Annotated in this window: 14 protein-coding genes and 1 other RNA gene; 11 read left to right on the top strand and 4 right to left on the bottom strand. The window is 39.5% G+C overall.

Annotated features, from left to right (window positions below; genetic code table 11):
• The coding region (locus B4B65_RS09840; protein WP_293915489.1) for a hypothetical protein at positions 1-346 on the bottom strand (346 nt) is incomplete at its 3' end.
• A 143-nt stretch (positions 347-489) separates the two neighbouring features.
• Here B4B65_RS09840 and ssrA point away from each other — a divergent pair.
• Positions 490-857, top strand: a transfer-messenger RNA (tmRNA) gene (ssrA, locus tag B4B65_RS09835).
• A gap of 261 nt (positions 858-1,118) precedes the next feature.
• Here the strand turns inward: ssrA and B4B65_RS09830 are convergent.
• Entirely contained in the window at positions 1,119-2,018 is a 900-nt protein-coding gene (locus tag B4B65_RS09830; RefSeq protein ID WP_293915488.1) for a helix-turn-helix domain-containing protein, read from the bottom strand.
• 157 nt (positions 2,019-2,175) lie between these two features.
• On the opposite strand from B4B65_RS09830, the gene B4B65_RS09825 reads away from it, so the two are divergent.
• The 10 genes from B4B65_RS09825 (at position 2,176) to B4B65_RS09780 (ending at position 9,762) form a co-directional block, all read left to right on the top strand.
• A complete protein-coding gene (locus B4B65_RS09825; RefSeq protein WP_293915487.1) occupies positions 2,176-3,030 on the top strand; it encodes an aldo/keto reductase in 855 nt (284 codons plus the stop codon).
• Between the two features lie 20 nt (positions 3,031-3,050).
• Positions 3,051-4,034, top strand: coding sequence for an aldo/keto reductase (locus tag B4B65_RS09820; protein WP_293915486.1), 984 nt, complete (start codon positions 3,051-3,053; stop codon positions 4,032-4,034).
• Between the two features lie 10 nt (positions 4,035-4,044).
• Positions 4,045-5,130 (top strand): alpha/beta hydrolase, encoded by a 1,086-nt coding sequence (locus B4B65_RS09815; protein ID WP_293915485.1) that lies wholly within the window; start codon positions 4,045-4,047, stop codon positions 5,128-5,130.
• A gap of 80 nt (positions 5,131-5,210) precedes the next feature.
• Positions 5,211-5,858: a flavodoxin gene (locus B4B65_RS09810; protein ID WP_293915484.1), complete on the top strand. Its 648-nt coding sequence runs from the start codon at positions 5,211-5,213 to the stop codon at positions 5,856-5,858.
• A 30-nt stretch (positions 5,859-5,888) separates the two neighbouring features.
• Positions 5,889-6,938, top strand: coding sequence for an alpha/beta hydrolase (locus B4B65_RS09805; protein WP_293915483.1), 1,050 nt, complete (start codon positions 5,889-5,891; stop codon positions 6,936-6,938).
• Positions 6,939-6,958: 20 nt separating this feature from the next.
• The gene (locus B4B65_RS09800; protein WP_293915482.1) at positions 6,959-7,399 is read left to right on the top strand and encodes a nuclear transport factor 2 family protein; all 441 of its coding nucleotides are present in this window, start codon (positions 6,959-6,961) and stop codon (positions 7,397-7,399) included.
• 97 nt (positions 7,400-7,496) lie between these two features.
• Positions 7,497-8,225: a carboxymuconolactone decarboxylase family protein gene (locus tag B4B65_RS09795; protein WP_293915481.1), complete on the top strand. Its 729-nt coding sequence runs from the start codon at positions 7,497-7,499 to the stop codon at positions 8,223-8,225.
• A gap of 6 nt (positions 8,226-8,231) precedes the next feature.
• Positions 8,232-8,744 (top strand): cupin domain-containing protein, encoded by a 513-nt coding sequence (locus tag B4B65_RS09790; RefSeq protein ID WP_293915480.1) that lies wholly within the window; start codon positions 8,232-8,234, stop codon positions 8,742-8,744.
• Positions 8,716-8,949 (top strand): hypothetical protein, encoded by a 234-nt coding sequence (locus B4B65_RS09785; RefSeq protein WP_293915479.1) that lies wholly within the window; start codon positions 8,716-8,718, stop codon positions 8,947-8,949. Before B4B65_RS09790 ends, B4B65_RS09785 begins: the two co-directional genes overlap by 29 nt.
• Before the next feature lie 621 nt (positions 8,950-9,570).
• Complete coding sequence (locus B4B65_RS09780) at positions 9,571-9,762, top strand: hypothetical protein (protein ID WP_293915478.1); 192 nt, start codon at positions 9,571-9,573, stop codon at positions 9,760-9,762.
• A 181-nt stretch (positions 9,763-9,943) separates the two neighbouring features.
• On the opposite strand, the gene B4B65_RS09775 is transcribed toward B4B65_RS09780, so the two are convergent.
• Both B4B65_RS09775 and B4B65_RS09770 read right to left on the bottom strand, forming a co-directional pair.
• On the bottom strand, positions 9,944-12,895 hold the full coding sequence (locus B4B65_RS09775) for a M16 family metallopeptidase (protein ID WP_293915477.1): 2,952 nt from the start codon (positions 12,893-12,895) through the stop codon (positions 9,944-9,946).
• A gap of 7 nt (positions 12,896-12,902) precedes the next feature.
• Complete coding sequence (locus B4B65_RS09770; protein ID WP_293915475.1) at positions 12,903-14,039, bottom strand: TlpA disulfide reductase family protein; 1,137 nt, start codon at positions 14,037-14,039, stop codon at positions 12,903-12,905.
• Positions 14,040-14,053 lie beyond the last annotated feature (14 nt).

Raw genomic sequence — 14,053 nt, 5'->3', positions numbered from 1 at the left:
CTGCAGTAGTCTTTGCAGGAGCTGCTTTTGCTTTTACTGCTTTAGTTTGAGCAGACTTCTTTTCTTCTGTTTTTTCAGGTATAACTTTATCAACAACTGATTCTACATTTGTTTTAAGTTTCCCAACAAGTGTTTTAACTTCTTTACTTAATTTTTTATAGGCTTTCTCTAGTTTCGAATCTTTTTTGCCTTTGCTCGCCTTTTTAACTTTCTTAACTTTTGCTTTTTTAGGTTTCTCCTTTTTAGCATCTAGTTTTTTCTTATCTGTCTTTTTTTCTTTTGCTACAGGAGCGCCATCTTTAGACTTTTTGTCCTTTTTTTCTTTTGTTGGTTTTGACTTTGCCATTTTATATTTTTTTAATTTTTTATGTATATGATAATTTTATTAAAACGTAAACAATCTGACAATGAATTTGTTTGAGTCCCACAAGCGTTTATCCTTACAATATATAAATTTTTATTCGTAAATTTGTATTCTTACAATAATCAGGGGTCGACCGGAATTGACAGGATGGAGACGGTTATGTAAGCATGCAGTGCATTGTTAGTCTAGCACTTTAATCTGAACTTTCAGAATTACAACTGGCGAAGAAAACTACGCCTTAGCTGCTTAAGTTAGACTTAACATAGCTATTTGTCCCGTCAGACTCTGTTCTTTGGTCTGACATTAGGGGCATCGAACTTTAGAACTGGCAGATGTGATGTTGCTAAGCATCTGTGAGAAACAGCAAATACGAAGAACGGTACAGGTAAGCGACTCACCTTCCTTCTTCCGACAACCAAAGAGAAGCTAAGCATGTAGAAAGCGTATACAGTACCATGACTGGACGAGAGTTCGAATCTCTCCGGCTCCACTTAAGGAGACACTTCATAGAAAGTGTCTCCTTTTTTTATATACATAAAAAACTATGAACCAAGCTATTAAAGTAGGTTCAGTTAGAGTTCAAAATTTTAATAAAATTATTAAGTCTTAGGGCACCAATTAAGCAAAAAACAAGGTTTACGGCATCTCTGCCCTCCTTTTTCGGGAGTTCGATTTCTCCTTAGGGATTTTCCCCCCTAGCCTTTAGTAAAAAAGGGCAATTCAATTGTGGGATATTTTACTGATGTTTTTTATTTTAATTTAAATTGACGTTCCGGTACTCATTAGGGGTATAACCGACACGATTTTTAAATAACCGACTAAAATGCTGTGGATATTTAAACCCAAGTTCAAAAGCAATTTCATTAATGGTCTTGTTCGAATCAAATATTTTTTCCTTAGCAATCTCAATTAACTTATTCTGAATATATTCCTGGGCGGTATTCCCGGTTTCTTTCTTAATAAGGTCACCAAAATAGTTGGCAGAAAGAAACAATTGCTCAGCAAAGTAGGCTACAGTAGGCAGACCGTTTTGCTGTGGTTCGTCTGACTGAAAATAAGCATTCAAAATCTCTTCAAATTTTTCTATAATTCCCTTATTGACATTTTCGCGTGTTATAAATTGTCTATCATAAAACCGTTGACAATAATCCAGAAAAAGCTCGATATTGGAGACAATAAGCTTTTTGGTGTGCTTATCGATACTATGTACCAATTCATGCTTTATCTTGTTTAAACAGTCCATAATAACCTTCCGTTCCTGCTCGGAAAGGTGGAGTGCCTCACTGGCCGAATAGGAAAAGAAAGTGTAGTTAGTAATCTCCCTGGCTAAAGATGTGCCATAAAGCAACTCCGGATGAAATACTAAAGCCGTTCCCTGGGGTTGGTAGAATTCGGTGCCATTCTCTCCGATGACCTGTCCCGGAGCCAAAAATATCAATGTCCCCTCTTCATAGTCATAGTTCTTAAGGCCATACCGGAGATCTCCGCATTTTATTTCTTTAAAAAACACGGTATAGAATTCATATCTGAGCTTTGATAATTTACGAGGATCAGCTTTGCTCAAATCGACAACACTGACCAAAGGATGCAATGTTTCATTATTATTGAAATTATTGTATTCTCGAATACTCTTAAAATTGATAATCTCTTCCATTTCTCTGAATGCTATGAAACAAATTTACAAAACTGGAATACAATAATTTATAGAATCAGTAATATTGGTAGAACTATCCGTAATCTGTCTACCAAAAGCTTGGATTACTACACCGAACTTTGTTATCATCAGATTGTATACTACATAAACGATTTTCATGATGTATAACGTAAAACTAAATAACGGAATTCAAATGCCTATCCTCGGGTTTGGTGTTTTTCAGATAAACGATGCCTTGGAATGTGAGCGTGCTGTCATTGACGCTATAGAAACCGGATATCGTTTAATAGATACTGCGGCTTCTTACCAGAATGAAGAAGCGGTAGGCAATGCAATAAAAAATTGCGCTATCCAACGTGAGGAATTATTTATCACGACCAAACTTTGGGTTCAGGATACCGGATACGACAAAACCAAAGCTGCATTTCACCGCTCATTGGAAAGATTGCAATTGAACTATCTCGATCTATACCTGATCCATCAACCTTATGGTGATATCTTTGGATCGTGGAAAGCCATGCAGGAACTTTATGAAGAAGGAAAAATCAGGGCTATCGGAGTTGCGAATTTTCAGCCGGACAGGGTGATGGACCTCGTTGTAAACAGTGGTTTCACGCCGGCTGTCAACCAGATAGAAACCCATCCTTTTCATCAGCAAATTCAAAACCAATCATTCCTGGAAGAAAATAATATCCAGACTCAATCCTGGGGTCCTTTTGCGGAGGGGAAAAATAATATTTTCCATAATAAGGTCCTTAGGTCAATAGGAAAAAATTACAATAAAACTGTTGCACAGGTAATTCTCAGATGGCTTGCACAGCGGGACATCATCGCTATTCCCAAATCGGTCCGTAAAGAAAGAATAGTCGAAAATTTCCAGCTATTCGATTTTGAACTAACTGAGAATGAAATGGATGCCATAAAATCCCTGGACACTGGAGAAAGTCTCTTTTTTGATCACCGGGATCCGGTAATGGTCAAATCACTGAGTGAAAGGAAACTTCATATCTAAAACGTTAAATTGACACTAAAATGGAAAAAAGAACATTAGGAAATAGTGGACTGGAAGTGTCCGCACTTGGATTGGGCTGCATGGGTTTGAGTTTTGGCTATGGCCCTGCTACGGACCAAAAAGAGGCCATTCAATTGGTCCGTTCAGCCTTTGAATCGGGAATTACATTTTTTGACACGGCTGAATGTTATGGCCCTTTTACAAATGAAACCCTGCTGGGCGAAGCGTTGGAGCCATTCAGAGATGATGTGGTGATCGCGACTAAGTTTGGTTTCGAAGATGGCGATTCAAAAAAAGGTCTTGACAGCAGTCCGGCAAGGATCAGGATCGCAGTTGAAGGATCATTAAAACGGCTTCGTACGGATCGGATTGATTTACTTTATCAGCACCGTACCGATCCAAAAATTGCTATTGAGGAGGTTGCCGGTACAGTTAAAGATCTTATCAAGGAAGGAAAAGTAAAACATTGGGGACTCTCAGAGGCGGGAACTGAAACGATAAGTCGTGCGCATGCCGAGCTTTCCCTTGCGGCATTACAGAGTGAATACTCCCTTTTTTACCGTGAGCCGGAAAAAGACATCTTACCGCTTCTTGAAACACTGGGAATTGGATTTGTTCCGTTTAGCCCGCTCGGTAAAGGATTTTTAACGGGAGCAATCAACGAGACGACAAAATTTGACCCGACAGATTTCCGGAATATCGTACCACGCTTTTCCGAAGAAAACCGGAAAGCGAATCAGGCTCTTGTAGATCTCCTGAAAACGATAGCAAGTGAAAAAGATGCCACTCCTGCGCAGGTTGCCTTGGCTTGGTTACTTGCTCAGAAACCCTGGATAGCACCTATTCCGGGAACGACAAAAATACATCGCCTGCAAGAGAACATCGGTGCTGTGGACTTGAAATTATCACAAGAAGATATTCGACAAATAGAAGATGCTGCTTCCCGAATAACGATTCAGGGAGCCCGTTATCCTGCAGATTTACAGAACAGAGTTGGAAAATAAACGAACTGAAATGAGAAAGAATTTTTCAAAATACATTCTTGCCATCGTATGCCTTTTAACGGCAGTATCCTCGCTGCATGCTCAAAAAAAAGAAAAGCCGTTGCAGATTGCAAATCAGGGAAGTTTTGCTATCGGTGGTGTAAGCAGGACAGAATCCGGTACTTTTAATGTCAACAATGCGTTGAAGCCGGAAGGTCAGACCTACCACGGGGATCATGCCTATGCCTTCTTCCAGATTCCAGTGAAGGCAAAAAAATATCCGTTGGTTTTCCTTCACGGTGCCGGCCAGTCAAAAAAAACATGGGAAACGACTCCTGATGGCCGGGAGGGTTTTCAGAACATTTTTCTGCGTCGTAATTTTTCGGTGTATCTTCTTGATCAGCCCCGACGTGGTGAAGCAGGAAAAAGCATGGTGGAAACAACCATCAAACCTGTTGCTGACGAACAGTTCTGGTTCACACAGTTCCGTTTAGGAAATTATCCGGATTATTTCCCCAATGTCCAATTTCCTAAAGATGCAGCCTCACTGGAACAGTTTTATAGACAGATGACTCCTAACACCGGAGCTTTTGATACAAACGTCGTAACCGAAGCTGTTTCCAGTTTATTTAACAAAATCGGAGGCGGTATCTTGGTCACTCATTCTCAGGGCGGAGGACCGGGATGGATGACAGCAATTAAAAATAATAAAGTCAAAGGTATTGTGGCCTATGAACCATATAGCGGTTTTGTATTCCCTGAGGGAGAACTTCCTCAACCCATCAGATCCTCAGGGCTTTTTGGCGAGCTTAAAGGTATTGCTATCCCCGTTGAAGATTTCAAAAAGCTGACACGCATACCAATTGTAGTCTACTACGGTGATAACATTGCCAAAAATCCGACTACTATGTGGAATAAGGATCACTGGCGCTCTGGTCTTGAGATGGCCAGGTTATGGGCAGCTGCTATAAATAAACATGGCGGAGATGTAACCATAGTTCATCTACCTGAAAAAGGAATCATGGGCAACACACATTTTCCTTTCTCTGATCTTAACAACCTTCAAATTGCCGATGAACTATCGAGTTGGTTGAAACAAAAAAAGCTGGATAAGTAACATTGGTAGTAATATCCGTAATCTGTATACCAATAAAGTATGGAACTATGGGGAACTTTGTATAAATCAAAACGATACAAATGAAAACCAGATCTTTATATTGTCTGCTACTCTGCCTGCTGTTCGCTGCAACTTCCTGTTCAGGAGCAGAGGAAGCTACATTGGGACACAAAGGTTCTCCAATTAGAGGTACTGACTCCTTAAAGGGTCAGAAAGTTTTGATCGTTTACCTATCGCGAACAAAAAACACCCAGGCTGTAGCGGAAATCATCCATCAGCGGGTAGGTGGTGACCTAATTGGTCTTGAACTCGAAAAGCCCTATCCTGCACACTATCAAACCACGGTCGACCAGGTTGCAGAAGAAAATAGAACAGGTTATCTACCCCCACTGAAAACGAAAATAGACAGCATTGAAAAATACGACATCGTCTTTGTGGGTTTTCCAACCTGGGGGATGCAGCTCCCACCGCCAATGAAAAGCTTCTTAAAACAGTATAATCTGGCAGGAAAGACGGTGATTCCTTTTAATACAAATGCCGGATATGGCATTGGGAGCAGCTTTGACAGCATAAAACAACTTTGTTCCAAGAGCAAAATATTGGAAGGATTTGCAACTAAAGCCGGTATAGAACGAGACGGAATCCTCTTTTCGATATCAGGTGAAAAAGAAAAACAAGTTATAGCGCAAGTTGCCGAATGGCTCGCAAAACTTGGTTTTACAAAATAATAACAAGTAGGAAACATAAAATCACAATAAATGAAACAGATCAAGTATATTATCGTAGCCATGTTTATGGCTACGGGAATCATTGCCGAAGCACAGGAAAAATCAAAAAATCAATTTGGGCTTGTATACGGTGATGCTATAAAAGAAAATCTAAAGGGGAAAGTGAATATTCATCCGGTTAGCTATAAATTAAACGGAATTGATATTGCAGCAAACATATATACTCCGGCTAACTATGACCCTTCAAAAAAATATCCAGCCGTAATCGTAGCACATCCCAATGGCGGGATCAAAGAACAGACTGCCGGTCTCTATGCACAGCGCCTGGCAGAAGCGGGCTACATTACGATTGCCGCAGATGCCTCCTATCAGGGAGCCAGCGGTGGCGAACCCCGTCATACCGACAAACCCCAATATAGAACAGAGGATATCCATGGCATGGCTGACTATATTGCCGGCTATGCAGGTGTCGATCCTACCCGTGTCGGTGCACTTGGGATCTGTGGAGGTGGTGGATATACCCTCAAAGCAGCACAATCTGATAAACGACTAAAAGCTGTCGCTACATTAAGTATGTTCAATTCCGGTGAAGTAAGACGAAACGGCTTTCAAAATTCACAGCTGAATACTATTGAGCAACGATTGAAACAGGCATCAGACGCACGGGCGCAGGAAGCTGCAGGCGGTGAAATCAAGTATTCTGGTGTAGCCAGCATAACCGATGAAGAGATAGCCAAAACCCCGACAGATCTTTATCGGCAAGGATTTGAATATTATTATCGGACACACGCCCATCCGAATTCAACGTTTCTATATACCACCAGCAGCCTGATGGATCTGATGACATGGGATGCGACCGATGGTATCGAACTGATCGATCAGCCCTTGTTGATGATGGCTGGAAGCAAAGCGGATACCAAATATATGACCGATGAAGCTTTTCCAAAGGCAAAAAATGCAAAAAACAAAGAGCTCTTTTTGCTCGATGGAGCTACACACATCGAAACTTACTGGAAAAAGGAATACGTCTCAAAAGCTGTAAATAAATTGGTTGAGTTTTATCACCAGAATCTTCAATAAAAATTCAATATACTTTTATTATGAAAAAATTATTGCTCGGACTATTCTTGGTCCTATCCGGAATTCAGATCTCAGTTGCGCAATCGGCAAATGACACGGAAATCATAAAACTTTCAAAAGATAAGTGGCAATGGATGGCCGACAAAAATGTCGGCCCATTGGACAGTCTTTTTCATGAAAAATCCATGTTCGTACACATGGGCGGCTCCTGGGGAAAACAAAGGGAACTGGACGTCATCAAAAGTGGCGGTATCTGGTATAAAAAGGCGGATATCCATGAAGTATCCGTCAATATCATAGACAACACGGCCATCCTACTCAATAGGATCGACCTGCTAGCTGTCGTTGGTGGCAACGAGGTAACCAATCCCTTTATGGTGACAGAAGTCTACGTCAAACAAAACGGCACTTGGAAACTCGGTTCACTGTCATTCTCTAAACTTCTTACTCCAGGAAACTAATAAGCATTTCATTCCGTGATATCTCCATAAAAAAGGCTAACACTGATCCTCCTGCAAAAAAAGATGAAATAGAAACGGTTACCAACATAAAATAATGATGAAGAAACAACAATTTATTATAGCATTTATACTGATCTTATTTTGCCACTCCCACAGTTTACACGCAAGCCAGGCTCCTACTAGGGATTCGTTAAGTAATAAAGAAAGTAGTCTTGTAATTATATCGGCTACTACCGCTAAAGGTGACCTGACAAAACTAAAAGATGCACTCAACAAAGGGCTTGATGCCGGATTGACAAGTAATCAAATCAAGGAAAGCATCATACACTTATATGCCTATGCTGGTTTTCCTCGTAGTATACGTGGATTGCAGACCCTGATGGCCGTGCTTGAAGAACGTAAGGCAAAAGGTATCAATGACCCAACTGGTGCTGATGCATCTCCTATTCAAAATGACCAGTCAAAATATGAACGTGGTAAAGCTATTTTGGAACAACTTACTGGCGTGCCCGAAAAAGATCCAAAGACTGGTTATGCTGCTTTTGCCCCGACTATTGAAATATTTTTAAAAGAACATCTATTTGCGGATATTTTTGAGCGGGATGTCCTTACTTACGCAGAAAGAGAACTGGTTACCATCTCAGTATTGGCCAGCCTGGGTGGTGTGGAACCGATGCTAAAGTCCCATTTAAACATTTGTCTGAATGTTGGTCTTACCTCAAATCAGCTCAACCAGTTTACAGTTATCATAGGATCAACCGTTGGAAAAAGCGAAGCTACCGCCGCAAAAAAAATTCTGAATGATGTTCTAAACAGTAAAAATTAAATAATTATGATCGCAAAACTCAATTTGAAAAAGAATATTAGTCAGCTATCCATTCTATTTCTCACAATGGGAGTAATTTCCTGTAATGATATTGACGGCCAAAAATCTGATCATGAAACAGATGTAAATACAGTATTTCCAAAAGGAAAAAAAATAACCAACAATAATTTCGTTGGAACAGTCTGGCTCAATTATTTAGTTGAAACGGATTCAACCCATCATGTCAATATAGGTTCTGTGACATTTGAACCTGGGGGAAGGACAAACTGGCACTATCATAAAGGAGGTCAAATCTTGTTGGTAACAGCCGGGAAAGGGCTTTATCAGGAAAAAGGAAAACCGATAGAAATTATTGAAAAAGGAGGTGTCGTAAAATGTCCGGCAAATATAGAACACTGGCATGGAGCTACCCCCACGGATGCCATGACACATATTGCAATAGGTACAAATACCAACATCGGTGGTGCTGTTTGGTTAAAACCCGTTACAGATGAAGAATACAATCAAATCTCAAAGTAATGATATGAAGAATAAAATAAAACTGACTATATACCTTATTGCATTCTCCTGTTCGGTTGTAAATGTGATTCCTTCCTTTGGCCAAATCCCTGTCAAAAAACAGCCCTTGGTCATCCAGGATCAAGGAAGTTTTGCTGTTGGAGGAACTATAATTGAAAACACTGGCATTTATGGCCCTGTCAAGACTTGGTTTAAAAAGTTCTGAAAACAGCCTCGCTCTCGACCTCTTTTGTAGCATCAGATTCTTTCCGGATATTGCTCTATAAGCTAGTAGTTTTATTCTTATCAGTATTTCTATCTGATTTTTCAGGTCTGGATAGATCTGCTTTAGCATTACCTTCGGCTTCAATAGAACTGTCAGAATGAACGGTTATTTTGTCTGCAGTTATTCCTGCAGATTCAGATTGTCTTATCTCACGCTTCTTTCCTGTTGCTGCACTGACTCTTTAATTTCTGAATTGATCTTCATTTAGTATCACGACCACTATTGCCACATAATCTATCACGGTTTTCAGAGAAGACATTAAAATTAATGTTTTTTTTACGATCCCACACAAATAGGCCTTCTTGAAAATTTTCACTTTTTTACCAACTCTTCTACTCCCAAAGACACTGCCAACTGTATAATGATTAGTTAATGGTATAATACATCTGGATTTCGACCGATGGAAAGGAACTTGACTTGCTCTGCAGAAGCAGATTGTTTGGTCCTATCCAATTAATTTCTTGTAATAAAGAATATGGAAATAAGTTTTTAGGGGATGTCCAATGACCATAATGAAGATAAAAGTCTTGTAGTATGCTTATCGAATTTAAATTGAGAATTATGGAAAAGAAAAACAGGCATCGATATCCAAAACAGACAAAGGAAAATGTGGTGAGTGCCATAGTGAAGGGTGAGTTATGGCTTCATGAAGCCAAAGAGAAATTTAAAATTAACCATAGTAGAACAGTTATTTCCTGGCTAAGGGAATATCTGCACGAAAAAAACATAGATCAGAAAAAAGCAGATAAATAAGCTAAAACTAACTATATCAAATCGGTCTGTTTGCTAACTTAAATAGGGTCACTATATTTCAAAGGGTTTTAATTAATTTTTATAAGACAGGCAAAATTGATACCTGAAAAAGGGCCTTCGTAAAATAACGAGGCCCTGAGAAACATTATAAATAATTTACCTGAATTTTGAGGAGAAGATATTAGTATCCAAATATTTCACTGAGGCTGACTTTTTTGATATTACCTACACTTGAAATATCACTTTCTTTTAAGCCGTTCTCATCTCCTACAATACAATAGACATAAGGTTTATGGCTGATTTTATCTGCATGAAAAACTTTAAGATCATTGTAAGTAAGTGTTGATATTTTTTCAAAAATGGCTCTTCTCGGGTCTTCAGAAAGACCGCGACGCTGTGCCTGCAAGTAGCTTGAAAGAATGCTGGCACCTGTGATACGCTCACTTGCCAGTGATTTCAGCAGATTTTCACGAACAGATGCTACCCCTACCTTAGATTCAGGCAACTCATTTAGGAGCGTATTCATTCCATTCACCGCATCTTTAAACTTATCGGACTGTGTCCCGATATAGGCACTCATCATTTCATAATTTTCCTTCTTTTGAGGCTGTCCATAATAAGCATACGTTGAATAAGCCAAAGCTTTGGATTCGCGAAGGGTCTGAAAAACAATACTTCCAATCCCTCCGCCAAAGTATCCGTTAAAAAAGGCTACTTCTGGCATCAGATGGCGGTCAAATATTCCAGTGTTTCGGATCCAAAACACCTCTGTCTGTTTCATTGGATAATGCGCAAACAACACCATATTCGCAACTGTTGGCTTTTCTTTGAATTTTTCTCCCTTATCCATTTTGTAATATGCGCTATTGTTATTTTTTAACGGTTTCAGATTCTTCATCAGTTCGTTAACAGGTTGAGGACCATAATATAAAATACGCGGTTTGACATTTACCAGATTATGTAATACCGCTACCAGGTCTTCTGCTTTTAGCGCATCGAGTTCCGCATCTGTTAAGGTGAAATTAAAGGGATTCTTTTCTCCATATTGTGCATAAGCCTTTAATCCTTCCATAATAGCACCCTTATTTTCTTTTGCATTTTCCCGCATTTTTTTTAGGCGGTCAATGTAAGAGTTAAAAGCAGCTTCATCGGCTACACAATGATGGAGCAAGTCACGTAATAAATCAACAGATTCGTTAAAGTTACTGTTCAATCCGGAAATACTAATCATACTCTCTTCATCACCAGCGGAAACACTAAAGTCTGAAGCAAGCTTATAAAATTCACGGCTGAATTTTTCGCTGCTGCGGGTCTTTGTTCCTAAAAACTCAAGATAACCGATAGCAAGATCCAACAGCTTATTGTCCCATTGACCAACATCGAACTGATAGCTCAGATTAAAAAGTTCATTCTCCTGATTAGTCACAGCCAGAACATCAAGATCCCGCAATTTGAATTTTGAGATATCTTGGTTAAAATCAATCCAACGGGGTTGTATAGGCTGCTCAGGCATCGCATTGATCTGCTTTAAAAAACCTGATTCTGCAAATTGGTTTACAGTAATTGGCGTTATTGCAGGCTTAATTACTTTTACCACGTCTGTATCGATACCCTGCCGTTTATAAACAGCAATATAATTGCGATCAGAAAGATACTTATTAGCAAATTGCATAATATCCTTCTTCGTTATTTTCGACAATCGCTCTGTGTAACCTACTTCGTTTGCCCAATCGAGTTCTGAAGTAAAACTGGACAATAAATCATAAACTACACCAAGACTACTTGCCCGTTTCCTCAGCTCGGATTTTTTCTCATTGTTGACAATTGAAATAATCAAATCTTCGGAAAAATCGCCATTCTGTAATTTATGGATTTCAGCCAATAACAGTTTTTTCACATCATCCAATGTCTGTCCTTCTATTGGATTACCTTGTAGTGTAAGTATTGAATAATCTTTTAGAATTTGAGGATATGCATCAGCACCTAATAGTTTCTGTGATTTCACCAGATTGATATCTATCAAGCCAGCTGCTCCGTTTGACAGCATGCTAGCAACAAGACTGAGCATTTCTGCATCCGCACTTGCGGCACCCGGAAAACGAAATCCCATCGTCAGGTACTCAGCGGATGGCCCGGTAATCGTTATGGAAACTGGATGAGTTATAGGTTGTTCTTTTTCGAAAATATATTCAGGAACAGGCTTGGAAATCATGTAACCAAAAGCGTCATCAACTCGCCTGATCACTTCATTGGGATCAAAATCACCGGACATAATAATCGCCATATTATTGGGTACATAATACGTCTCATAATAATGCTGAATCGCTTTTAATGATGGATTTTTAAGATGTTCTACCGATCCCAAAACAGTTTGTTTTCCATAATTGTTATTCGGAAAAATGGCTTCAAACATAGCCTCGCTTACTTTTCTATCATCTTTATCCAGGCTGATATTCTTCTCTTCATAGACAGATTCGAGTTCCGTATGGAACAGCCGCAAGACTGGATTTCGAAAACGCTCAGCCTGTACGCTCAGGTATTTATCAATGACATTATTAGGAATATCTTCAATGTACACTGTCTGCTCAAAAGAAGTAAAAGCATTACTACCTTTTGCCCCCATATTGCTCATGAGTTTATCGTATTCATTAGGCAGGGCAAATTTGGACGCTTCCCCGGAAACCAGATCTATCTGCTTATAGATCGCATTTCGCTCTACCGAATCCGTACTATGATTATACTTTTCATAGAGTGCATAGATCTGATCCAGCAGAGGCTTTTCTTTATTCCAATCCAGACTGCCATACTTGTCCGTACCTTTGAAAAGCATATGCTCGAGATAATGTGCCAGTCCGGTGTGCTCTTTGGGATCGGTTTTACTTCCTGCTTTTGTTGCGATATAGGTCTGAATACGTGGTTGCTTCGTATTTTTACTCAGAATAACCGTTAATCCGTTTTTTAATGTATAAAAACGTGATTGGGTAGGGTCGTTACTAACATACCTGTAGTCATAACCTCCAGAAGAGGCAGTTTTCCATTGATAACGGGATTGCGCCCACATGGAATCAGCGAATAAGAATACAAAAGCACATAAAAGTAAAGCTTTATAGTAAATATTGGATTTCCTTATCATTCGAGTATTATTTTATTATTTTGCTCAATTCCTTTTCAATATCCTCTCCGCGTAGATCCTGTGCGATAACAATACCTTCCGGATTGATCAGGAAATTACGTGGTATCGCGCTGACGCCATATTTTAGGGCGGCATCATTTTTATATCCTTTTAGATCGCTTAACTGCACCCAGGACATTTTGTCCTCTTTGATTGCTTTTAGCCAATGCTCTTTTTTGCTGTCAATTGAAACTGCCACAACTTCAAAATTTTTGTCTTTATACTTTTGATAGATTTCATTTAGGAACGGCATTTCAGCACGACAGGGACCGCACCAGCTGGCCCAAAAATCAAGCAGCACATACTTGCCTTTAAAGGAAGACAGCGAAACTGGTTTTCCACTGTCATCGTCCATTACAAAATCAATAGCATGATTTCCAATCGCAACAGTTTTTTGTGCATTTAACTGTGTTTGAAGTGTTTTTGCTAATGACAAGCTACGGACACGCGGACTCAATTTATTGAAACGTTCTTCAAATTTTGGATTCTCCACCCCCATTTGATCGTTAACAACAATAAGACTGGCAAAAGAATTGGGGTTCGCATCAAGGAACTTCAGTTCAGCATCTTCTACGGCTTTGGCTGCATTACTATATTTTGGACCAAGGTCTTTGTTTGCCTCCCTGTTACCAGCTGCGGCATTTTCCATCATCTGTTTTGAAATGGCAAGTGCTTTATTTTTAAGCGGCTTCACAATATCCGATAGAACCAGATAGTCGGTCTGGACAGGACCACCGGTGATGCGGGCTTGCTTTATATTAGGCCCGGTCACATGGAAATCCGCATTTTGAAGCATAAATTCCTGCTGATCCAGTTTATGATAGTTTTTCCAGTCCAGAGGATCCAGTTCTTTTCCGACAGCTGTCATATGCAATTTAGCACTGACCATATCACTGGCCAATGTACCTTTCAATATAAAATTACCATCTTTGACATACGTTGAATCTACGATAAACTCTTTAAGGCCATTCGGATTACTATAGCGTAAAAAGACTTTATAGCCTTCATAATTACCAGCTAACTTTCCCTGAATTGAAAAACTTTCTTGTGCACTGGCATAACATGCCGTAAGACTTATTAATATGGTTATGATTAACTTTCTCATATCTTAGTATTTAT

The sequence above is a fragment of the Sphingobacterium sp. UBA5789 genome (assembly GCF_002418355.1).
In the GTDB taxonomy this organism is placed as follows: domain Bacteria; phylum Bacteroidota; class Bacteroidia; order Sphingobacteriales; family Sphingobacteriaceae; genus Sphingobacterium.
Note: the sequence above shows the minus strand (reverse complement) of the source record. Positions and strands in the feature narration are given on the sequence as shown.